The following is a 22233-nucleotide window of genomic DNA, read 5'->3' as shown; positions in this document are numbered from 1 at the left end:
GACCGGACACCATCACCCACAAAGGAAGGAGACTTCAATGTCCCGCATCAAGTTTGCCCTTGCGGCAACTGCAGCCGCTGCGGCCACGCTGGCCGCCGGCGCCGCTCATGCCCAGTCGAACGTGACGCTCTACGGCCTGATCGACACCACCATCAGCACCGTCAACAACACCAATGCTTCCGGCGCGCGCACCACCGGCTTCCAGATTCCCTGGTTTTCGGGCAGCCGCTGGGGCCTGACCGGCAAGGAAGACCTGGGCGGCGGCACGTCGGCCATCTTCCGCCTGGAATCGGAGTTCGAGACGCCCACGGGCAACATGGACACGCCGGGCGTGCTGTTCAACCGCGACGCCTGGGTGGGCCTGTCGAGCGAATCGCTGGGCAAGCTGACCTTCGGCCGCCAGAACGCGATTGCGCGCGATATCTCTGCCATCTACGGCGATCCGTACACCAGTGACAAAGTCGGTCTGGAAGAAGGCGGGTACACCAACACCAACAACTTCAAGCAGCTGATTTTCTACGCAGGCAGCGCCACCGGCACGCGCATGAACAACGGCGTGGTGTGGAAGAAGATGTGGGGCGGCCGCTTCCTGACGGCCCTGGGCTATCAGTTTGGCGAAGTGCCGGGCCAGTTCACGCAAGGCACCACCGAATCGCTCGCCCTGGGCTACAACGGCGACAACTTCCACCTGGCGGGCTTCGCGCAACAGGCCAAGGTGGGCGGCTTCATGGACCGTTCGTACTCAGTGGGCGGCAACGTGATCCTGGGTATGTTCCGCGTCAATGCAGGCTACTTCCACTACACCGGCGAGCAACCCGCCGCGATCGGCAACCGCAGCGACAACGCGTACACCGTGTCGCTGAAGGTGGCTCCGCAAGGCGCCTTCGACTATGAAATCGGCTACCAGATCATGAAGGCGAACAACGCTGCCTTCAGCGCAGATGGCAACACGCTCAACGCGTATGCCAGCGTGGTCGGCGCGACGGCTTCGGGCAGCGGCCGCAAGAACACGCTGTACGGCTCGGTGTTCTACCACGTGTCCAAGCGCACGGAGTTCTACGTGGCGGCTGACTACATGAAGCTGAAGGATCAGTACATCGTGGGCGGCACCAACGGCCACAACAGCCAGACGGAGTTCGGCGTCGGTATGCGCACGCGCTTCTAAGCGCCTGTTTGGCTTGAGCTAGCGGCGCTCGCGCACCTGATCGACAAACTTGTTGGTGTAGGTGCGCGAGAGGTCGATGTGCTTGTCGCGCGCGTTGGCACTGCTGGCGGCGAGGACGCGCAGGACGGTGGGTGGGCCGTCGTCCGGCATGCGTCCGTCGGTGCTGAAAGTGGGCAACGCGGCGGCAAGCGCTTTTGTGTACAGCTCGGGATGATCCCGCCGGAATTCAGGCGGCATGCGTCCGGCAATGTCTTCGGCGCCGTGCGTGTGCATGTAACGCAGGGTGCGCACGAATGCGCGGGCCAGTTTGGCGGCGACGTCCGGATGCGCTTCCAGCCATTCGGTCTGCAAGTACAGACACGCTGCCGGATACGAACCGCCCAGCGCGGCACGCGTGCTTTCCAGCGTGCGCAAGTCGAGCAGCACGCGCGCTTCACCGCTGTGGACGAGGCGCGAGACCGTCGGGTCGGTGGTCATGCCGGCATCAATGCGGCCGCTGCGCAGCGCGGTGACGAAGCTGCGTTCGGCGCCGACTGGCAGCATGGTGTAGTCGCCGGCCGACAGCCCCTGCTGTGCCATCAGGTAACGGGTGAGAAAGCTGGTGGATGCGCCCAGGCCCGTCACGCCCAGCGTGCGGCCGCGCAGATCATGCATCGATTGCACCGTCGCCGGCAACCGTGTCGACACGACTTCCGCTTCGCCCGGCACTTGGCTGAATACGACAATGGCGCGCACTTCCTTGCCCTTGGCCTGCAGGTCGATGGTGTGGTCGTAGAAGCCGACCACGCCTTGCGCAAAGCCGGTGAGCAGCTCGCTCTCCGCATCGACACCGGCGGGCTGCGAGAGCAGTTCCACGTCGAGCCCTTCGTCATGGAAATAGCCCAGGCGCTGCGCTAGCGTAGCGGGCAGGTAGATCATCTTGGCGGTGCCGCTGACCATGAGCGTCAGGCGCGCAGGGTCTTGCGCAAGGGCATGTGAACCTGCCACTGCCAGAAGGGCAGCGAGCCACGGCGTGATCCAGCCCCGGACGCCGCGTGCGCGGGCGCTCCTGCAGGTAAAAACACCCATTGAGTTGTCTCCGGCTCTTTTGTAGATATCAGTATCGCGCGGTCCGGATCTGTTGAGTGATGCCTCCGGCGCGCGTAGGCAGCCGCCACCATTCTAGGAAGCGGCAACCCACAAATCGCTTTCATTTTTCGGACGCGCTGTTTTCGCATGAAGCTGCTCCTGATCGAAGACAACGCCCCGCTGGCGCACTGGCTCTCCGAAGCCCTGCGCCGCGCCCATTTCACCGTGGATCACGCCACCGATGGCGAATCCGCCGACACACTGTTGCTTACGCAACACTACGATGTGGTGCTGCTTGACCTGCAATTGCCTACCTTGTCAGGGCAAGGTGTATTGCAACGTTTGCGCGGGCGGCGCAACCCGGTGCCGGTGCTGATCCTCACGGCAAGCGGCGGGATCGACGACAAGGTTGCCTGCCTGGGTGCCGGCGCCGATGACTACCTCGTCAAGCCGTTCGAGATTCGCGAGTTGATCGCGCGCATCCAGGTGCTGGTGCGGCGCAGCGCGCCAGACCAATCCGTCGAACTGCAATGCGGCGACCTGACGTACCACACCGGCAGCCGCACCTTCAATCTGGCCGGCCAGCCTCTGGTGCTGCCGGCACGTGAGCACACCGTGCTTGAAATCCTCATGCTCAAGCTTGGGCGCACGGTGTCCAAACCGGCGCTGGTGAACGGCGTGTTCGGGATGGACGACGAAGCCAGCCCCGAGGCCATCGAGATCTACATCCACCGCCTGCGCAAGAAGCTGGAGCATTCCGCTGCCACCATCGTCACGCTGCGCGGCCTCGGTTACCTGCTGCGCGATGCCTCCGCCGCGCAGTCCTGACCAAGCGCCAGCGCAGTCCGCCCCAGCGCGGGCGCGCAGCCTGCGTGCGCGGCTGGTGTTGTGGCTGGCACTACCGCTGGTCGTCTATGTGGCGGCCGATGGCTGGCTTGACCTGGCGGCCGCACGCCATAACGCCGATCTCGTGCACTTCCATGCGCTCGACACCGCCGCACAGATGATCAGCGGCCAGATCGAATGGGACGAAGGCCGCCTGCGCGTGTCGGTGCCGCCGGCCGCGCTGGCCGTGTTTGCCGCGCCGGAAACTCCGGTGCGCGATCAGGTGGCGTACCAGGTCAGCACCGAGCATGGCCGCCTGCTGGCCGGGCGGCTCGATTTCGGCACGCGCCCCGCGTTTGACGCAGCGGGCCTGGCCGATGCCGGCACCTACACCGATACCGTGGAAGGCCAGCCCGTGCATGTGGCCGCCGTAGTGCGCACCATGTACGACGCGGGCCGTACCGAGCGCGTCGTCACGCGCGTCGCGCAAACCATGAACGGTCGTGACGCAATGGTCCGCCAGCTGTGGTGGCCCGCCACCGTGCGCCAGCTCGCGCTGGTGGGGCTGGCGCTGGCGATGATTCTCATCGGCCTGACGCTGGAGCTGCGGCCGATCTTGCGGCTGGCCGGCAATGTGTCGGCACGCGCGCCTACTGACCTCGCGCCGCTTGACCCGAATGGCTTGCAGCACGAGCTGCAGCCGATTGCCGGGGCGTTCAACCAATACCTGCAGCGCATTGCCGATAACGCGATCACGCAGAAGCGTTTCATTGCCGACGCTGCGCACCAGATGCGCACGCCGCTCGCGATTCTCGATACGCAGATGCAGGTGGCGGCGCAAACCAACGCAGATGCAGCGCTGCACGAAGTCCTGAAGGCCGCGCGAACCAGCACACGCAACCTGGCGGATCTCATCAACGACTTGCTGCTGCTGTCTCAGGCCGAAGCATCGGCTGCGACGAGCGAGGCGGTCGACCTCTCGCAGGTGGCGCGTACCGTGCTGGAAGACCTTGCATTGCTGGCCGATGGCCGTCGGATCGATCTGGGCATCGAGCCTGCCGAGCACCCCGTGTGGACGTCAGGCAACCGCACGCTGATCGCTGCCCTGCTGTTCAACCTGGTCGACAACGCCGTGCGTTACACGCAGGAAGGCGGCCATGTGACGGTGCAGGTGTCGGCGGACTACGGATGGGCCATGTTGACCGTGACCGATAACGGCCCTGGCATTCCGCCCGAGGCGTACACACGCGTGTTCGAGCGCTTCACGCGTCTGGAAGGCACGCAGACCCAGGGCAGTGGCCTGGGTCTGGCGATCGTGCGTCAGATCGTGGATCGCATGGGCGGCCAGATTGCGCTGGCGCCCGGGCCGGGCGGCGCGGGGCTCGCGGTGACGGTTTGGCTGCGGCGGACGAGTGCGCCCGCCGCCGCGTGAGTCACCGCCGCTGCCTTACTGCCTCGGCACTCACTGCACCGATACAAACACCGGGTTCGAGTAGAACCACAGATCGTTGTAGTTGCGATCGTTGATGGCGTTGAAGCGCGCAGCGTTTTCTGTCACCACGGTCTTCTGGTCGGGCAGCGGGTTGCCGTTGCTGGTCTCGCCCGACACATTCATGCCGAGGTTGGTGCCGCGCAGGCGGAAGTATTGATTCTTGGCCGCTGTGTAGGTGTACGTGATGCTGTTGTAGCCGTCGGCGTCGACCTTCCAGTCTGCCTTCGTGAACGTGGCGATGACCTTGGTGGAGTCATTGGTGTCCTTGGCATAGGCCGGCGTGCCCGATGCGGCCTTGCCCGTCACGTCACCCGCAATCAGGTCAACGTGATCCACCACCGGACGCATGTTGACCTTGAAGCCGCTGCCTAGCGGGTACTCATAGTTGTTGTGGTCCGGGCTCTTGAAGCGGATGGTGATCGTCACCTTGTCGCCTGCCTTGGCCGTGAGCGTGCCGCCCATGTCGGCTGACGTGGCCGAGGTACCCGCACTGAAGTCCAGCGCGTTGATGAGGTCGCCAAACACGGCGAACGATTTGCCCGAGCGCATGGCCGCCAGCAGCGTCTTCAGGTCGGGGGTGGTGCCGGGCAGCCAGATGTAGGTCTTGGCGTATTCGCCGGGGTAATAGCCGCTGCTGAACTGCTGCGTGGCGTCCACTTCAAAGTGGTGGTCGGAATCGGCAAAGTTCCAGACGCGGCGGCCCTCACCGAGCAGCGCATCCCAGATACCGCCGACTTGCGCGACCACGTAATCGACGCCGCCGTAGGTGCGGTTCTTCAGGTTGGCATCGGTGTAGGCGCTGGTATAGCCGCCGCGGTCGGGCTCCATCTGGTTGCCGACCATGCCTTCGATGCCGAACATGATGTCGGGCGCGGTGTCGTTGAACTCGCGGAAGTCCGCCACCGTGTACTTGCCCGGGTTGCGCGACGGGTGATTGATCAGGCCGTAGCTGGTGTTCGGATAATTCGTCTTGAGCCACTTGAAGGCGTTGACCACATCGGTATGCGTGGTGCCGGCGCGCGGGCCTTCCTGCTGCCACGCGGTCACATCGTTCGGGTCGAACAGCGATGCGGACTGCTGCGTGAAGAAGTACTCGAACTTGTTCAGGCCCTTGGCCGACGTCTGCAGCTTGTCGGTGCCGTCAAAGATGCCGACGTTCAGGTGGTCGTGCGTCGGCATGTCCCACTCGGCAGCCGAGAAGATCAGCTTGCCGGCGTACTTGCCTGTTGCCTGCGCCTGCGCAATGGCCGGCATTTCGTACTTGGCGATCCCGGCAGACGCGGCAATGGAGCCGCCCGTGAGCGTGGCGCCCGTGGCGTCGCGCGGTGAGGGGCGCAGGTGGTTCGATACGGCCATCCAGTCGAGGCTATTGAGGTCGAACGCGTGGTCGAGCACCGTGGACAGCGGCGTGACGGCATCGACGGACTCGGCCGTGTGCACGTGCAGGTCGCCGGTCGTCCACATGCCTTGCGGCTTGGCTGGCTGGGGCGGTGTGGTGGGCGTGGTCGGTGCCGGCGAGGTACCTGCCGTGCTCGTGGGCGCGGGGTCGTCACTGCCGCCGCAGGCGTATAGGCCGAGGGTCATGCACGCCGGCACCGCAATCGCGAGCAGCGTTTTCTTGGTCGAAAGCATTGTGGTTTCCTGTCGATTCATGAGGTCGGGCAAACGCCTCCGGCCACCCATGCGTGTAGGCGGCTCATGCACGACTAAAACGTTTGCGCGGCCGAATCTTGGCGGCAAACCATGAAAATTTAGTGACGAAGCGATATGAAAACAGGAAGGGACAGGGCCCGAAGCGAATTCGTTGGGCACGCAAACGGGGCGCAAAGAAAACGGCCCCAAAAAGGGGCCGCGTTCATCGCGATTTCTCTCGGCGCCAGGGCGGGGGCTTGGGGCGCAGCGCGGAATTATTTCATCGCGGGCTTCAACTGCTCCGCCATCTGCAGATGCTCGCGCAGCGCTGGCAGGTTATGTGAAAAGAACGCCTTGATGTCGGGGTCCTTCGCGTCCTTCGACGCCTTGTCGAACAGCGAGACCGCCTCCTTGTGCGCCTTCACGCCCACCTCATCCGCGTAGGCCTTGTCGAATTTCGCACCTTCCAGTGCACTGAGCTTGTCGACCTTGGCGCGCTCGTCGGTGGGTAGGCTGTCCGGCACCGTAATGCCTTTTTTACCGGCCAGCGCCTTGAGTTCATCGCCAACGGTGGTGTGGTCCTTCACCATCCGTTGTGCAAAGGCGCGTACGTCGGAATTGCTTGCGCGCGTGATGGCAACCTGGCTGGCCTGCACTTCGAGCATCCCGGCCGCCGCCGCCTTGGTGACGAAGGTGGTATCGGACTTGTCCGCCGCCGCCCGCGCTATCCCGAGCGCCCCGCCAAAGCCCAGCGCGCCTGCCACCAACAACGCGGCCACGCGGCGCGCGCCAATCTGCTGTGTCGATCTGTTCATGAGTCGTCCTCCTGCGCGGGTGCGCATCACATTTCGTGGCCGATGGCCTTGGAAACGGCGGCCGGCGTGTCGTACTCGTCGTCGGGCATGTCGCGCAGCGTCTTGAGCGTGCTGTCGTCTGCACCGTTGGCCTGCGCGGTCTTCACCAGCTCCTGCTTCCTCGCGGGGTAGGACGCGCCCTTCAGGGCCTTTTGAATGCCGATCGGAGAATGCGTTGCGTGTTCACGCCCGCTGCCGCCCGGTGCGCCGCGCTCGTGCGACTTGGCACCCGCACGTTCAGACGACTTGCCTGCGCTGCCGTGGCTGGCGTGCCCGCCACGCTCCTTGTCAGATGCGCTGCTGCGCGTGCTTTGGGACGTCGATTTCGAGTGCGACGCGTGATTGCTCTTGTCGCGAGTCGGTTTCATGACACCTCCGCTGGTCAGTTGACTGGGCCGTCACCGGAAATGGCGCGGCCCGCAACCGTTCTGCAGCAGCGAACATGCCTGCAGTGCGGCGGGACGGGACGAAGGGGCCCACGCAGCGACCGAGTTACGTCGGCTCGACATCGTTCTTCAGTGCTTCCTGTTCCTTCTCGATCTGCTTGATGCTCTTGGCCGGCGTGGGCAACTTCTCGGGCATGGTGCCGCCAATCTCGGCAATGGTCTGGCGTACTTTGGCGCCAACTTCGCGGTGTGTGTCTCGTTGGCGTGGCGCTTGCCGCGCACGTTGTCGCGGCGCAGCTTGTCTTCCGGTTGGGTCGCGCGGAACAGGTTGGCGGCCAATTCTGTGCTGCCCATGTGGTCCAGAATCTTCTGGCTCTTCTTGAGGCGCTTTGTTGCGTGGATGTCCCTGGCGCCCAAGCCACCGTAGAGCCCCTTATAGCCTTGGTCCTGGAAGATGGCGTAGTCCAGAGTGGATTCCACGCCGGCTTTCCTGGCAGCGCTCGTCAGTGTCTTGTTGTGCTCGGCAAGCTCGCCGCGCAGCATGAGGCGGCGCGCATCTTCGTTGGGCTGACCAAGGCGGGCTTCGTCCACCAACTCTTGGCGGCGTGTCTGCACAGCAGAGTACGTTTGCCCCATTGGCGATGACCGGTTTTGACGGGTCGCCGTTCTGGACGAGGAGGTAGCAGGCGTAGCGGCTGAGCCGGTGGTCGGTCACCCGACGTTCCGCGCCGGAGCCGAGTTCGACCAATTTAACGGTCTCGTAAAAATGGTCCGCAACCTTCTGGCCGGAGCGCTGACACGCCAGTTTGGCTTTCTCGATCAGTCGGGCGAAGTTATGCCAATGCGGATAGTCCAACAGCGGTGCCAGCTCGCGTGCGAACCAGAATTCAGACCCATCGTCGTCCAGCAGCTTGATCCCTTCGAATGTTTGGTGGTGGTTGTGGGCAGGTACGCCAGCCATGTTGCTCCCAGATACTGAAAGTTTGCGGAGCAAACAATCTAGGAGCCGTCGGGGAAAGGCGCTGTCAAACGTGGTCAATTGCTCCGGATGCGGGGCGCGCTACGGCAGCTGGGACAGGTGCTTAAGCTTCAACGCCTTTGCGTCTGGCCGCACGCGGCATCGGCAGCGGCGCCTCCCCCAGCGCCCGGTTCACCGCATTCGGCTTGTCCACCAGATCCTGCAGCGTGTAGCCATCAAGCACCTCAAAGTACGCCCGCAGCGCCGCGTGCAGCACGCCGCGCAAGCCACACACGCGCGTGATGACGCAGTGGTTATCGTCGCCGTGGAAGCACTCGACCATGCGGAAGTCGGGCTCGGTGGCGCGCACCACATCGCCGAGGTTGATTTCGCCCGCAGGGCGGCCAAGCGTGATGCCGCCGGCGCGCCCCCGCACGGTGTGCAGGAAGCCGTCCTGCCCAAGCTGCTGGACGATCTTGATGAGGTGGTTTTTGGGAATGTCGAAGGCATCCGCAATGCGCTGGATCGTGACGAGTTCGTCCGGGTGCACGGCCACGTAGATCAGCGTGCGCAGGGCGTAGTCGGTGTAGTCGGTCAGTCGCATGGCGGGCGTGCGGGTTTGCCGCAGGTAAAAACATTCATGAGAGGCACATCTTATCGGGAAGTTGCCCACAAGATGCGCCGGTTTGCCGCAGGTCAATTTGTTGCATCACAAATATATGTTTAATAGAATCCGATGCAAGCGGTTGCCTGAGCACCAGGCCATCCAAAACAGAGCGTGACGGCGCCCCCCGTCTTATTTGTTGCATATTTCACGCATATTTGGAGTCCAGCATGCTGTCCGACAAGTCCAAGCCTTACATCGATGCCAGCGTTCCAGTGCTGCGCGAGCACGGCTTGACCATCACCGAGACCTTCTATCGCAACATGTTCGCCAGCCACCCCGAGCTGACCAACGTGTTCAACATGGGCAACCAGGCCAATGGCTCGCAGCAGCAGTCGCTGGCCTCGGCGGTGTTTGCGTACGCCGCCAACCATGGCAACAACGCTGCGCTGGCGCCCGTGGTCAACCGCATCGTGCACAAGCATGCCGCTGTGGGCATCAAGCCGAGTCACTACCCGATCGTGGCGCGCCACCTGCTGGGTGCGATTGCCGAAGTGCTGGGCGATGCCGCCACGCCCGACCTGCTTGCCGCCTGGGACGAAGCCTATTGGCTGCTCGCGGCCGAGCTGATTGCGGCTGAAGCACGCCTGTACCAGCACACCGGCAGCGGCCCAGACCACCGTCAGCCGGTGCGTATTGTGGAACGCCGTCAGCAGGCCGAAGACGTCGTCTCGCTCACGCTCGCGGCCGTGGGCGATGCGCCGTTGGCCGATTTCCTGCCGGGTCAATACATCTCGGTGCAAGTGGAGCTGGCGCCGGGTGCGCAACAGCAGCGTCAGTACAGCCTGTCGGACGCGCCGAATGGCCGCACGTGGCGCATCTCGGTCAAGCGCGATGCGGGTGATGCCAACCGCCCTGCGGGCACCGTGTCGAGCTGGCTGCACGCCAACGCGCGCGAAGGCGACGTGCTGCTGGTCAGCCAACCGTACGGCGACTTCGTGCCGCAACTGGCGACCGACAACCCGATCGTGCTGATGTCGGCCGGTGTTGGCATCACGCCCATGATCTCGGCGCTCAACACGCTCGCACAGCAGAACAGCGCGCGCAAGATCGTTTTCAGCCACGCCAGTCGCGCGGCCTCGCATGTTGCCCACGCGGATGATCTGGAGCGTGCCGCACAAGCGCTGCCGGCGTTCGAGGCGCACGTGTTCCTGGAGTCCGGCGAAGACGCGGAGTTCGCACAGCGCCCGGCCCAGCCCGGCCGCATGACGGTCGACACGTTCGTGCGCGACCACGGGACGGAAGCGGACTTCTATCTCTGCGGCCCGCTGCCGTTCATGCAGGCGCAGCGCGCGGCGCTGCTCGCCAGCGGCGTGCCGTCGGAGCGCATCCACCGCGAAGTGTTCGGCCCCGATCTGCTGGACGACATCCTCTGACCTGAACCACGGAAATCACCATGCCCCGCCAAGCCCCGTTGCTCACCATCGGCAAGCCCGACCCGGCAAGCCGCATGCCTTACACGGGGCGGGCCGTCTTCGCGCTCGGCTTCCGACCTTTTTACCTGCTTGCAGCCGCCTTTGCCGCCTTGGGCATGGCGTTGTGGGCAGCGTTGCTGCTGGGGGTGCTGCCGTCGACGCAGGGCCCCGCCACCATGGCACCGCTGTTCTGGCATGCGCACGAGATGGTGTTCGGCTTTGCGGCAGCGGTGGTGGTCGGTTTCCTTTTCACAGCGGGCAAAAACTGGACGGGCCTGCAGACGCCACAAGGCGCGCAGCTCGCCGCGCTGGCTGCGCTGTGGCTGGCGGCGCGTGTGCTGATGTGGACGGGTCCCGTGCCTCTGGCCGTGGCGGCGGATGTGGCTTTCCTGCCGGCGTGCGGCGTGGCGTTCCTGCGCGTCCTGCGGCGCGCAAAAAGCGCACGCAACTACGGCCTGGCGATCGCTCTGCTGGTGCTCGGTGCCATCAACGCGGCGTTCCATGCGGCGCTGGCTTGGGACGCGCCGCTGGCTGCATTGCGCTGCCTCGATGCGGCCGCTGGGCTGGTCTGCCTGTTCGTCACGGTGATCGGCGGGCGCGTCATCCCGATGTTCACGTCCAACGCCGTCCCGGGCGTGCACGTGCGCCGCGTAGTGTGGGCCGAGCGCGCTATCGTGCCGGCGACTGCGCTCGCCGTCGCCATGTTGGCGACGCCGCTTCAAGGCACCGTCCCAGCCATCGTGTTTGTGGCGGCAGCAGTCGTGCAGGCCGTCCGCTGGGCCGGCTGGGACACGCGCCGCACGCTGCGCACGCCCATCGTCTCCATCTTGCATGTGGCGTATGCCTTTCTGCCCATCGGCTTTGCCATGTTGGCCGCCGCAGCGCTCGGCTGGGGCGATCGTTCCACCGCGCTGCACGCGCTCACGGCGGGGGCCATTGGCGGCGCAATCATCGCCATGATCACGCGCACCGCGCTGGGCCACACCGGCCGAATGCTGCGCACAGGCCGGGCAGAGAATTTCGCCTACGCCGCCGTCGCGCTGGCTGGACTTGTGCGGGTGGCTGGCCCCGCCTTGCTGCCGCGCGAGATGTGGATCGGCGGGGCGAGCGTGCTGTGGGTGGCGGCGTTCGTGGCGTACCTGTGGCGCTACACGCCATGGCTGATGGCGCCGCGCGCTGACGGCCGGGAAGGCTGAGCTTCACCCTGCCCTGCCTGCCCCCGGGGCGGCTTCCGTAGAATGGCGCAGCCCCTTTGCACACTGCGCCCACGATGGATGTCCATTTGACGATCCACGGCCGGCATGACCTTGCCGGCCAACTCTATCGACAACTCCGCACCGCCATCCTTGATGGCCGGCTCGTGCCGGGCGAGCGTCTGCCCTCCACGCGCGACCTGGCGCTGCAGATTGGTGTGTCGCGCAAGACCACGCTCGACGTATTCGAGCGCCTCATTGCCGAGGGCTATCTGCGCACGCGCGCCGGTTCGGGCACCTTCGTCGCTGAAGCCACCGAAGGATTGCGTGCGCGCACGCCGACGGCCTCGCCCGCGGCGCAACTGGCGTCACCTGCGCCGGTGGCTCGCACCTTCGACACGCCGTGGAACAACATGCCCGCGGTGCTCCCTCAGCCGCGCGCGAACATCGTCCACGATTTTGTTGGGGGTGTGACCGAGAAGCGCCTGTTTCCCTTCGACGTGTGGCGCCGCTGTGTTGCGCACGCGTTGCGCCAACAGGCGCGCGGGCGCGGCGGTTATCACGACCCGGCGGGCGATCAGGCGCTGCGGCTGGCCATCTCGCGCTACCTCGCATTCAGCCGCGCGGTGGTGTGTGCCTGGGCCGATATTGTCGTCACGCATGGCGCGCAGCAGGCCATCGACCTGATTGCGCGCGTGCTGGTGCGCCCGGGCGACACCGTGGCCATCGAAGATCCGGGCTACCCGCCCGCGCGCATTGCGCTGCAGGCCCTCGGTGCCAACGTCGTGCCGGTACCGGTCGATGCCGAAGGCCTCGTCGTCGATGCGCTGCCGAAGCACGCGAAGCTCGTCTACGTAACGCCGTCGCACCAGTTTCCATTGGGCATGCCGATGAGCCTGGCGCGCCGAGCGCAACTGCTCGACTGGGCGCAGCGTCATGACGCGCTCATCATCGAGGACGATTACGACAGCGAATTCCGCTTCGACGGCCGTCCGATGGAATCGCTCAAAAGCCTGGACACCGCCGGTTGCGTGGCTTACGTCGGTACGTTTTCGAAGACGATCTTTCCGGAATTGCGCATCGGCTACGTGGTGCCGCCGGCTTCGCTGGTTGCGCCGCTGCGGCACGCCAAGCAGGTGGCCGACTGGCACAGTGAATCGCTCATGCAGGCGGCGCTGGGTAAGTTCATGCTCGACGGCGATTTCGCCAAGTACCTGCGCCGCATGCACAAGGAATACGCAGCGCGCCGGGATGCGCTGCTGCGGCATCTGCGTGGCCCGCTGGCGCCGTGGCTGGCGCCCGTGCCGTCGGCGGCGGGCATTCACATGGCGGCGCAGGTGCACGCGCCGTTGCCCGAAGCCGAGCTGGTGAAGCTGGCGGAAAGCGTGGGCGTCGGGCTGTACGGCACCGCCAGGATGTATGTGGCGCAGCCGCCGCAGCCCGGGTTGCTGGTCGGCTACGGCCATGTGAACGTTGCGGAGATCGACGCGGGACTCGGCAAGCTGGCGGCAGCGCTGGCCACAGTGGCTACCTGATATTCGCTGGGATTGGCGATTTCAAGGTGCCACTACGGCACCTAGACTGGCTCCAGTTCTCAAGCACAGGAGCCTCTCATGGAACCCCGCCTCGACTTCTATCAAAGCAATCCCGCCGCCATCCAGGCGGTCATGGGCCTCGAAAAAGCGCTGGGCAAAAGCACGCTGGAAAAACCGCTGACTGAACTCGTGCGTCTGCGCGCCTCGCAAATCAACGGCTGCGCGTATTGCGTCGACCTGCACACCGCCGATGCCCGCAAGGGCGGCGAAGACGACCGCCGCCTCGCCACCGTGTCGGTCTGGCATGAAACGCCCTTCTTCACCGACCGCGAACGCGCCGCGCTGGCCTGGACGGAAGCCGTCACCCTCGTCGCAGAAACGCGCGTGCCCGACGACGTCTGGCAGGCCGTGCGCGCGCAGTTCTCCGATGCCGAGCTGGTCGACCTGACGCTGCTGGTGAGCACCATCAACACGTGGAACCGCCTGGCCATCAGCTTTCGCAAGCTGCCCGCCTGAGCGCCGCATATACTGCCTCGCACGGCGCGCGCCGCACACGGAGGCCACATGCTGCACAACGTCCGCACCCTAAGCGTGAATGTCGAGCGTCACTTCGATGACGTGGCCATGTTCCTTGCCGAGCCGCTGAACTTCCCGATCTGGGCAACCGGCCTGTCGGAAGGGCTGGCGCCCGGTACGCAGGGTTCGGGCGCGGCACCCGACGAGTGGATCGCCAAGGCCGCACCCAACAGCGACGAAGGCAGCGTGTTCATCCGCTTCAGCCCGCCTAACGAGTTTGGCATTGCTGACCACTGGGTCCGCCTGCCGGACGGATCGATCGTCTACGTGCCGCTGCGCGTGGTGCGCAACGGCGCGGGCACGACCGTCTCGCTCACGCTGTTTCAGCAACCGAACATGGACGACGCACAATTCGACGCCGATGCCGAATGGGTGCAGCGTGACCTGGTGAAGCTGAAGATGGTGCTGGAAGCTGAATAACCGCTCAGGCCTTCTCCGCCTGCGGGGCTTGCGGCGCCGTTTGCGGACCGGATGCGCCGGCGGAGGCAGGGGATGCCGCCAGCGACGGATCGCCTTGCGCATCCGAGCCCTTCACCTGGCTCACCCAGAACACGCAGAACAGCCCCGCCGCCACGGCCAGCCAGCCGTTGAGGCCGTAGCCTTCGATGCGGCCGCCGGCGCCGCCAGACAGCAGCAGACCGCCCAGCCACGCACCCACGCCGGTCCCCACCGACATCACCGCGCTGTTGGCCGACAGGAATGCACCGCGCACCTGCGGGGCGGGTACCGTCGTCATCAGCGCTTGCATCGGCACCATGCGGCTGGAGAGGATCACCATGAAGAAGGGGAAGAACAGCAGCATGCCGATGTAGGGCCAGTCAGGCAGATGCGTCATCACCAGCACCGGGATGAACGCCAGCAGCGCGGCGCCCACGAACACGCGGCGGCGGCCGTAACGGTCGGCCAGCTTGCCCACGGCACGCGAGCTGAAGAACGACGCCGCGCCGCCTGCCACATACAGCCATGACAGGCTTTCGGGCGACACCCCGTGGTTGGCCACCAGCACCGGCGAGATGAACGGAATCACCATCATGTGCGAGCCCATCATCACGAAGGTCAGCACAAAGGCGCGCAGGTGGCGCGGGTTGGTGAGCAACCGCCACAGGCCGGAAAGCACTTCGCCCAGCGTCTGGCTCCGGTTGCCTGCCAGATGTTCGGCCAGCGGCGGAATGGTCTGCCGTGCGCCCAGCCAGATCAGCACCGTGAGCGCCGTCAGCAGGAAGAACGGCGCCGACCAGCCGAAGTGCGCGCCAATGGCAATGCCCACGGGCACGCCCGCCATGGCCGCCAGCGCAAACGACGACATCACCACACCAGTGGCGGCGCCGCGCCGCGCGGGCGGCACCACGTCTGACAGCACGGCCATGATGATCGACCCGAGCACGCCGCCCGTGACGCCCGCAAATGCGCGGGCAAACAGCAGCATGCCGTAGCTGCCCGACAGCGCACAGGCGAGGTTGGCCAGCGTGAAGAGGCCGTAGACGGTCAGCAGCAGGCGGCGGCGGTCAAAGCGGTCGACATAGGTGGCGGCCAGCAGGCCGGAAGCACCCGAGCACAGCGAATACACCGACACCGCCGTGGCGAACGCCGCCGGACCGATGCCAAACGTATGCATGATCTGCGGACCAAGCGGCATCATCACCATGAAATCCATGATGACGGTGAACTGCGTGAGCGCGAGCAGCCAGAGCAGCCGGCGCTCGCGCGAGGAATCAAGTAAGGGCATGAGGGCGAGCGAAGAAAGGGAGGAGGCGGCGCGTGCAGGCTGGAGCCGGAATCGGCCGGCCGGCGCACCGAGTTGTGTCAGAAAACATATCTTACGATAGTTGTCGCGACACAAGAAGTCAAACTTCAAGCGGGATTTTCCGCCTCGTCACGGTTTCGAGGCGAGCAATGGGCTATTTCGCCCGGAGCATCCAAAGCACGTCAAGCACGTGCTGGGTCGATCGCTCTACGTGGCCGGCCCGGTGCGCGATACCAAGCTCGCGCCACAAGGCGGGCCGGAGCGGCCGCATGGTGATACGTGCATCCGACGGCGCGGCCGATGCCTCATGCGGCAGCAGCGTGGCGCCATAACCGGCCGCGACCAGGCTCTTGATGGCGTCGTTGTAGTTGAGCTGGATGCGCGGCACGGGATGATGGCCGCCCGCCGCGAACCATTCGGTCGTCTGGCGCGAGAGTCGTGTGGTGGCGTCGTTCAGGATCAGCGGTTGCGCGGAGAGCCACGCGGGCGTGATGCGCGCCGGGCTCGTCCAGTGCGCCGGCAGGAACGCCATGACGGGGTCGCGCCGCCACGGTTTGATGGCGAGGCCGGCCACCTGCGATTGCGGCAGCGCCACCAGGCCAATATCGAGCGCGCCATCGGCCAGACCCGCCAGCGTTTCGTGCGAAGTGAGCACTGCCACCTGCACGTCGATGCCGGGGTGGTCTTGCCGCAGCACGTCCAGCGCCTGCGGCAGCAGATGCGCGATGGCGCCGGTGGAAGCGCCCAGCCGGACGCGCCCGCTCAGGCCCTGCACGTGCCGCTGGATGTCGTCCAGCGCCTGCTCGGCATCGGCGAGCAGCTTGCGCGCGCGTTCCACCATCACCTCGCCGATGGCGGTGGGCTGCACCTGCCCTCGCTTGCGAGAGAGCAGTTGCGCGCCCACGCGATCCTCCAGCTCGGCAATGTGCAGGCTGACGGTGGGCGCCGCCAGATGCAGCGCGCGCGCCGCGTCGGCAAACGAACCGCGCTGGGCAACTTCCACAAGCGTGCGCAGGCGGTCCAGGCTGATTTCTCGCATGATTCAGAAAAGCTGAATGTGATGGTTGGGAAATTCAACTTTTCATATTCTAGGTCGCGCTTGAAGATGGGGTTCGCATTCACCGCCCTCTTTCTTCTATTGGAGCGTCCCGCCATGTCCACTCCCCTCGTCTTCATTGATGGCGACCAAGGCACCACCGGCCTGCAGATTCACGAGCGCCTGCGCGGCCGCGTTGAGCGACAAGACCTGAAACTGCTGACGCTTCCCGCCGACGCGCGCAAAGATGCGCAACGCCGAGCCGAGGCCATCAACACCTGCGATATCGCCATCCTGTGCCTGCCCGATGCGGCTGCGCGCGACGCGGTCTCGGCCGTCGTCAACCCAAGCGTGCGCGTGATCGACGCCAGCTCCGCGCACCGCACCACGCCGGGCTGGGTGTACGGCTTTCCGGAGATGAGCGAAGGGCAGGCCCAACGTGTTGCCGTAGCGTCGCGCGTGACCAACCCGGGCTGCTATCCCACTGGCGCCATCGGGCTGCTGCGCCCGCTCGTGCAGGCGGGCCTCGTGCCAGCGGATTACCCGATCAGCATTCATGCCGTGTCCGGCTATTCGGGTGGTGGCCGCGCTGCAGTCGAAACCTACGAGGGGCCCGATGCAGCAAACGCATTGCCGTTCCAGGTCTACGGGCTGGGCCTGGCCCACAAGCACACGCCCGAGATCCAGTTGCATGCGGGGCTCACGCAGCGGCCAATGTTCATCCCGGCCTACGGCGCATATCGCCAGGGCATCGTGTTGACGGTGCCGCTGGAACTGCGCCTGCTCAACGCCGGGATCGACGCGGCCGCGCTGCACGCCTGCCTGACCGACTACTACGCGGGCGCGCAGCATGTGGAAGTGATGCCGCTGCAGGCGCCGTCCGCCCTGCCGCATCTCGATCCGCAGGCGCTCAACGGCACCAACGACATGCGGCTGGGCGTGTTCGCCAACGAGCACGGTCAGGTCCTGCTCACAGCGGTGTTTGACAACCTCGGCAAGGGCGCCTCAGGCGCGGCGGTACAGAACCTGGACCTGATGCTGGCGCGCTGATCTGCGCGTTGCAGGTCCGGCGGGTAGTGGCAAATCGAATGGAAGTCATCGCAACATTTAATTGGGCGATTGTGAGCGACTTCGCTATCGTCAACGCCGCTCGTGTACGAACTGCCCGATGCTGTTTGTGCCCGGGGCCGGACCAACCCATTGCCTGAATGCAATATGTCTAAGACCACGTATTACGCGCCGCATGGCGGCCATCCGCCGCAGACGGATCTGCTGACCGATCGCGCGATGTTCACCGAGGCGTACGCGGTGATCCCCAAGGGGGTGATGCGCGACATCGTCACGAGCTGGCTGCCGTTCTGGACCAACACGCGCCTGTGGGTAATCGCCCGCCCGCTCTCGGGTTTTGCCGAGACCTTCTCACAGTACATCGTCGAAGTGAACCCGGGCGGCGGCAGCGACAAGCCCGAGCAAGACAAGAACGCCGAAGCCGTGCTGTTCGTCGTGGAAGGCGAAGCCGAGCTGACGCTGCAGGGCAAGAAGCACACGCTCACGCCAGGCGGCTACGCGTTCATTCCGCCGGGCGTCGACTGGACGCTGCACAACGTCAGCGATGCCGCGGTGCGCTTCCACTGGATCCGCAAGCATTACCAGGTCGTCGAGGGCATTCCCCTGCCGGAAGCCTTCGTCACCAACGAACAGGACGTCGAGCCGATCCCGATGCCGGGCACCAACGGCGCGTGGGTGACGACGCGCTTTGTCGACATGAGCGACATGCGCCACGACATGCACGTGAACATCGTGACGTTCGAGCCGGGCGGTGTGATTCCGTTTGCCGAAACCCACGTGATGGAACACGGCCTGTACGTGCTGGAAGGCAAGGCCGTCTATCGCCTCAATCAGGACTGGGTCGAAGTGGAAGCCGGCGACTTCATGTGGCTGCGCGCGTTCTGCCCGCAGGCCTGCTATTCGGGTGGTCCTGGCCGCTTCCGTTACCTGCTGTACAAGGACGTGAACCGTCACATGAACCTGACCCTGAACCCGTCGCGTTGAGCGCCGCAGGTGTCAGATAAAAGCCCGCCGGTGGTCTACCGTCGGGCTTTTTTCATGGCCGGCGTTTCCGCTTCTGCGATTGCACCTACTTGCGCGTCGCCACGATGAACAGGCGAGGAAACGGTAGTAGCACCGTGCCATCGTCGAGTGCCGGATAGGCCTGCGCAATCATGTCGCGATAGCGCGTGAGGAATACGGGGCGCTCGTCCTCGCTCAGCGCTGCGAGGAAGGGCCGTAGCGCGCTGCCCTTGAACCATTCGACCACCGCATCGGCGCCGCCTTGGAGCGGATGCATGTACGTGGTGCGCCACACGTCGACGCGCGCGCACAGCGGCGAGAGCAGCGCGTAATAGCGGCGCGCATCGAAGCGCTCCGTGCGCTCTACACCCTTGAGCTTGCCGGCCCACGGCCCCGCAGCGGCCACTTCGCGCATCAAGCGGTGCGCCGGTTCGTCAAGGTTGTCCGGCATCTGCACGGCCAAGTGGCCACCCGCCGCCAGCTTGCCGATGAGCTTCGGAAACAGCGTTTCATGCGCCGGCAGCCATTGCAGCACCGCATTGGCGAGGATCAGGTCATACGCGCCGGGCTCATCCCACGCAGCAATGTCAGCGACATCGAAGCGCACCTCGGGCAGGCGCTTGCGTGCGGCTTGGATCATGTCGGACGAGGCGTCGGTGCCGCGAACGGCCGCGGCGGGCGCACGCGCCATCAGCGCTTCGGTCGAGTTGCCCGGCCCGCAGCCGATGTCGATGGCGACATGGATGGGCGTGGGAGGCACTGCGGCCAGCAGGTCCCGGACGGGTCGCGTGCGCTCGTCCTCAAACTGCACGTACTGCTTTGCGTACCAATCGTGGGGGGTCGTCACGATGCGCTCCTTGTCGTGGTTTGCGTGCGGGATGCGCAAAGTGTCCGGTTTCCCGATCGATCAGTAAAATGAATTCGATTTCCGGATTGATTCACAACGCTGATGAAAATCGATACGCTGGGCGTGCAGGCATTTGTGGCGATTGCGGAGTGCGGCAGCTTTACGCAAGCCGCTGACACGCTGCACGTGACGCAGACTGCGATCACGCAACGCCTGCGCAAGCTGGAGGCGTTTCTGGGCGTCGCGCTGGTGGAGCGCACCACGCGCCGGACCGAGCTGACGGAAATCGGTGAACGCTTCCTGCCACAGGCGCGGCGTCTGCTCAACGAACTGTCCGATGCGCTCACGGAGATTCGCGAGACCGGCCTGAGCCAGCGCGGCGACATCACGATCGCGTGCGTGCCGACGGTGGGTGTGCAATATCTGCCGCGCATCTTGCGCGCGTTCTCAGAGCACCGCCCGCACGATCGCGTGAAGATTCTCGACCATGCATCGGCGTCTGTGCTGCAAGCGGTGCTGCGGCGTGAGGCCGAGTTCGGCATCAGCATTGCGGGCGACCAGCATCCGGAATTGGTGAGCGTGCCGCTGACGAGCGATCCGTATGTCCTTGTCTGCCGCGACGATCATCCGCTGGCCAAGCGCCGCCGCATCCGATGGCAAGCCTTGCAGCCCTACCCGCTCATCTTCGCCGGCGAGGTCAGCGGCAACCGCAGCCTGCTCGACGGCGCGCTCAAGGCGAGCGGCGTCACGCTGCATTCGTTCTACGAGGTGCAGCGCAGTTCAACGGCGCTCGGGCTGGTGGCGGAAGGGCTGGGCGCGGCGGTGGTGCCGCGTCTTGCGCTTCAGAAGAATGCGTATCCGATGATCCGCACGGTGGAACTGGTCGAACCGGAAGTGTCGCGCACGCTGGTGCTCGTCACGCGCAAGGCGGCACAGCTGTCACCTGCGGCGCGTGCGCTATACGAACGGATCGTCGAGGGGGCAACACCGTCGGCGTGATGCCAGCACAGAGGGGGGGGCCGTGTCTCACAGCGGCCCCTCTCATGCCATACGCAGCCATTCACGCGCTTGCGCCATCCGTGGTGCTGGGGTAGCGCGTATCGCCGCGCCATGCGAGCACATCATGTGCGCTGGATTGCCGATCCGCGCCCTGCGCATACGGATCGAAGCGATCGTACTTCCACGACAGATAGCCATAGGTATCGGCCTGGCGGTCAGCTCCCTGCGTGAACGGGTCCGTCTTGTCGACGGCGCCTTGCGTGTACGGATCGTACTTGGCCTGCGCGGCCGAAGCCGGTTGGGCGATGAACAGCGCTGCGGAAGCGGAAAGCGTGGCAAGCAAGGCCAGGGTAATGCGGCGGGTATGCATGGTGAACTCCTCGAGCAGTGAACGTGCCGCCGGAGGCGGCATCCCATCGGATCGCCGGCGGAGCGTGGCCGCCCGGATCCCACAGGTTGGTCGCAGTGCGCATGCAAACCTGACACTGCATCGGCGAAAAAAATTGCCGCACCAGCCTGTACCTGCAGATACGCAGCCCGTGCGGCAATGGATGCAGCCCTTGCGAAAAATGCGGACGTTGCTACGGCAGTTGCATCAAGCCGTGCACGCCCTGCCACCCCACGTAGAGCCCCACGAGGGCAATCAACACGCCAGAGAAGTACGGCGCCCTGCGTGCGAATTCACCAAAGCCGCCCCAGCGCCTGGAGACGTGTTTCACACTCAGCGCCGCTAGCGCGCCAGACGCCACCAGCGTGAGCGCCAGCCCGATGCTGAAGCACAGCACGAGCGCCGCGCCCAAAGTGATCTTCTTGAGTTGCAGGCACAACAGCAGCACGGTGATCGACGCCGGGCACGGAATCAGCCCGCCGGTGAGCCCGAACACGATGATCTGGCCCGTGGTCACTTCACGGTTGGCGAAGCGGCGGCGGATGTCGTTGGCGTGCGCGCGTTCGTGGGCGTCCTGGTATTCGGCAGGTGGCACATCGAGCCCGCCATGGTTGTGCTCGTGATCATGCTCGGTGAACGTGACGTCATAGTCATGCCGATGGTGTTCGGGCCCGAGCGACAGGCGCGCCACAAACGCGTGCGGCTCCGGAATGGATTGCTCCGATTCCAGAAAGCCGTCGCGCTGGATGAAGCGGAAGGTTTGCAGGCTGCCGTCGGGCCGCTCGGTCACAACCTGCACCTGCTCGGCCGGCCACGCGTTGCCGCGCGTGCCTTCGCGCGTCAGCCGAAAGTGCGGCGGCACGCCGTCTTCGAAAATCGCCAATTGCACGACGCCATGGCCGGTGTCGATGCGCTGAACCTCGTCATGGCCATGATCGTGATCATGGTGATGATGATCGTGATCGTGCGCCGCGTGGGTACTGCGCCAGGTGCGCCACATCATCCACGCTGCCACGGCCACGATCAGCACGGCAGACACCACCTGAAAATACGGTTCGGTGGTTTCGGCGTTCCAGTTGCGGCCGAAGTACAGGCCCGCCATGGCCACCGCCCACACCACCGCCGTGTGCGACACGGTGGCCGACAGCCCCAGCAAGACCGCCTGCGTGAGCGTGCCGCGGATCGCCACGATAAACGCCGCCATCATCGTCTTGGAATGCCCGGGCTCCAGACCATGAAGCGCCCCTAGCAGGATCGCACTGGGAACGAACAGCCAGGCGTTGCCTTGCTGCAGCAGGGTGGTGAAGGCGGTCATGGATGGCAGTCGATCAATTTGGGTAGGCGAAATATACTCCCCCCTAGTATAGTGATGCTACCCTCCCGCGT

At 65.2% G+C, this 22233-nt stretch carries 22 protein-coding genes; 11 read left to right on the top strand and 11 right to left on the bottom strand.

Annotation, left to right across the window (positions count from 1 at the left end; translation table 11 throughout):
• The first annotated feature begins 37 nt into the window (after window positions 1-37).
• Window positions 38-1165: a porin gene (locus tag ACEN9T_RS25610; RefSeq protein ID WP_413707463.1), complete on the top strand. Its 1128-nt coding sequence runs from the start codon at window positions 38-40 to the stop codon at window positions 1163-1165.
• An 18-nt stretch (window positions 1166-1183) separates the two neighbouring features.
• Here the strand turns inward: ACEN9T_RS25610 and ACEN9T_RS25605 are convergent, their stop codons facing one another.
• Entirely contained in the window at window positions 1184-2233 is a 1050-nt protein-coding gene (locus ACEN9T_RS25605) for an ABC transporter substrate-binding protein (RefSeq protein ID WP_413707462.1), read from the bottom strand.
• 147 nt (window positions 2234-2380) lie between these two features.
• Between ACEN9T_RS25605 and ACEN9T_RS25600 the strand changes: the two genes are divergently transcribed.
• Both ACEN9T_RS25600 and ACEN9T_RS25595 read left to right on the top strand, forming a co-directional pair.
• Entirely contained in the window at window positions 2381-3061 is a 681-nt protein-coding gene (locus ACEN9T_RS25600) for a response regulator (RefSeq protein ID WP_024977145.1), read from the top strand.
• Window positions 3039-4490 carry a sensor histidine kinase gene (locus ACEN9T_RS25595; protein ID WP_413707461.1) on the top strand — a complete coding sequence of 484 codons (1452 nt, stop codon included), beginning with the start codon at window positions 3039-3041 and terminating at the stop codon, window positions 4488-4490. Before ACEN9T_RS25600 ends, ACEN9T_RS25595 begins: the two co-directional genes overlap by 23 nt.
• A 30-nt stretch (window positions 4491-4520) precedes the next feature.
• Here the strand turns inward: ACEN9T_RS25595 and ACEN9T_RS25590 are convergent, their stop codons facing one another.
• The 5 genes from ACEN9T_RS25590 to ACEN9T_RS25570 form a co-directional block, all read right to left on the bottom strand.
• Entirely contained in the window at window positions 4521-6182 is a 1662-nt protein-coding gene (locus ACEN9T_RS25590; RefSeq protein ID WP_413707460.1) for an S-layer protein, read from the bottom strand.
• 275 nt (window positions 6183-6457) lie between these two features.
• Window positions 6458-6997, bottom strand: coding sequence for a DUF4142 domain-containing protein (locus tag ACEN9T_RS25585; protein ID WP_413707459.1), 540 nt, complete (start codon window positions 6995-6997; stop codon window positions 6458-6460).
• A gap of 26 nt (window positions 6998-7023) precedes the next feature.
• Entirely contained in the window at window positions 7024-7404 is a 381-nt protein-coding gene (locus tag ACEN9T_RS25580; RefSeq protein WP_413707458.1) for a DUF2795 domain-containing protein, read from the bottom strand.
• Between the two features lie 451 nt (window positions 7405-7855).
• Window positions 7856-8383 (bottom strand): BRO family protein, encoded by a 528-nt coding sequence (locus ACEN9T_RS25575; RefSeq protein WP_413707457.1) that lies wholly within the window; start codon window positions 8381-8383, stop codon window positions 7856-7858.
• Between the two features lie 121 nt (window positions 8384-8504).
• Window positions 8505-8984, bottom strand: a complete 480-nt coding sequence (locus tag ACEN9T_RS25570) for an RrF2 family transcriptional regulator (RefSeq protein WP_092973856.1) — start codon at window positions 8982-8984, stop codon at window positions 8505-8507.
• Window positions 8985-9214: 230 nt separating this feature from the next.
• On the opposite strand from ACEN9T_RS25570, the gene ACEN9T_RS25565 reads away from it, so the two are divergent.
• The 5 genes from ACEN9T_RS25565 (at window position 9215) to ACEN9T_RS25545 (ending at window position 14183) form a co-directional block, all read left to right on the top strand.
• A complete protein-coding gene (locus ACEN9T_RS25565; RefSeq protein WP_413707456.1) occupies window positions 9215-10420 on the top strand; it encodes a globin domain-containing protein in 1206 nt (401 codons plus the stop codon).
• A gap of 20 nt (window positions 10421-10440) precedes the next feature.
• Window positions 10441-11655 (top strand): NnrS family protein, encoded by a 1215-nt coding sequence (locus ACEN9T_RS25560; RefSeq protein ID WP_092973862.1) that lies wholly within the window; start codon window positions 10441-10443, stop codon window positions 11653-11655.
• A gap of 74 nt (window positions 11656-11729) precedes the next feature.
• Window positions 11730-13187 (top strand): PLP-dependent aminotransferase family protein, encoded by a 1458-nt coding sequence (locus ACEN9T_RS25555; protein ID WP_413707455.1) that lies wholly within the window; start codon window positions 11730-11732, stop codon window positions 13185-13187.
• A 78-nt stretch (window positions 13188-13265) separates the two neighbouring features.
• The gene (locus ACEN9T_RS25550) at window positions 13266-13703 is read left to right on the top strand and encodes a carboxymuconolactone decarboxylase family protein (RefSeq protein ID WP_027678753.1); all 438 of its coding nucleotides are present in this window, start codon (window positions 13266-13268) and stop codon (window positions 13701-13703) included.
• Between the two features lie 48 nt (window positions 13704-13751).
• Window positions 13752-14183 carry a hypothetical protein gene (locus tag ACEN9T_RS25545; RefSeq protein WP_045205217.1) on the top strand — a complete coding sequence of 144 codons (432 nt, stop codon included), beginning with the start codon at window positions 13752-13754 and terminating at the stop codon, window positions 14181-14183.
• A 4-nt stretch (window positions 14184-14187) separates the two neighbouring features.
• On the opposite strand, the gene ACEN9T_RS25540 is transcribed toward ACEN9T_RS25545, so the two are convergent.
• Together ACEN9T_RS25540 and ACEN9T_RS25535 are read right to left on the bottom strand one after the other, a co-directional pair.
• On the bottom strand, window positions 14188-15489 hold the full coding sequence (locus ACEN9T_RS25540; RefSeq protein ID WP_092973871.1) for an MFS transporter: 1302 nt from the start codon (window positions 15487-15489) through the stop codon (window positions 14188-14190).
• A gap of 172 nt (window positions 15490-15661) precedes the next feature.
• On the bottom strand, window positions 15662-16546 hold the full coding sequence (locus ACEN9T_RS25535; RefSeq protein ID WP_413707454.1) for a LysR family transcriptional regulator: 885 nt from the start codon (window positions 16544-16546) through the stop codon (window positions 15662-15664).
• A gap of 114 nt (window positions 16547-16660) precedes the next feature.
• Between ACEN9T_RS25535 and argC the strand changes: the two genes are divergently transcribed.
• The gene (gene argC / locus ACEN9T_RS25530) at window positions 16661-17593 is read left to right on the top strand and encodes an N-acetyl-gamma-glutamyl-phosphate reductase (protein WP_413707453.1); all 933 of its coding nucleotides are present in this window, start codon (window positions 16661-16663) and stop codon (window positions 17591-17593) included.
• 165 nt (window positions 17594-17758) lie between these two features.
• Window positions 17759-18595, top strand: coding sequence for a bifunctional allantoicase/(S)-ureidoglycine aminohydrolase (locus tag ACEN9T_RS25525; protein ID WP_413707452.1), 837 nt, complete (start codon window positions 17759-17761; stop codon window positions 18593-18595).
• A gap of 85 nt (window positions 18596-18680) precedes the next feature.
• Here ACEN9T_RS25525 and tam read toward each other — a convergent pair whose 3' ends face one another.
• Window positions 18681-19460, bottom strand: a complete 780-nt coding sequence (tam, locus tag ACEN9T_RS25520) for a trans-aconitate 2-methyltransferase (RefSeq protein ID WP_413707451.1) — start codon at window positions 19458-19460, stop codon at window positions 18681-18683.
• A 102-nt stretch (window positions 19461-19562) separates the two neighbouring features.
• On the opposite strand from tam, the gene ACEN9T_RS25515 reads away from it, so the two are divergent.
• The gene (locus ACEN9T_RS25515) at window positions 19563-20459 is read left to right on the top strand and encodes a LysR family transcriptional regulator (RefSeq protein ID WP_413707450.1); all 897 of its coding nucleotides are present in this window, start codon (window positions 19563-19565) and stop codon (window positions 20457-20459) included.
• Between the two features lie 61 nt (window positions 20460-20520).
• Here ACEN9T_RS25515 and ACEN9T_RS25510 read toward each other — a convergent pair whose 3' ends face one another.
• Complete coding sequence (locus ACEN9T_RS25510) at window positions 20521-20829, bottom strand: hypothetical protein (RefSeq protein WP_092974473.1); 309 nt, start codon at window positions 20827-20829, stop codon at window positions 20521-20523.
• Between the two features lie 211 nt (window positions 20830-21040).
• Complete coding sequence (locus ACEN9T_RS25505; protein ID WP_413707449.1) at window positions 21041-22162, bottom strand: nickel/cobalt efflux protein RcnA; 1122 nt, start codon at window positions 22160-22162, stop codon at window positions 21041-21043.
• Window positions 22163-22233 lie beyond the last annotated feature (71 nt).

Source organism: Ralstonia sp. Ralssp110 (assembly GCF_047325135.1).
Classification (GTDB): domain Bacteria; phylum Pseudomonadota; class Gammaproteobacteria; order Burkholderiales; family Burkholderiaceae; genus Ralstonia; species Ralstonia mojiangensis.
The sequence above is the reverse complement of the archived record's forward strand: the minus strand, read 5'-3'. Positions and strand labels throughout refer to the sequence as shown.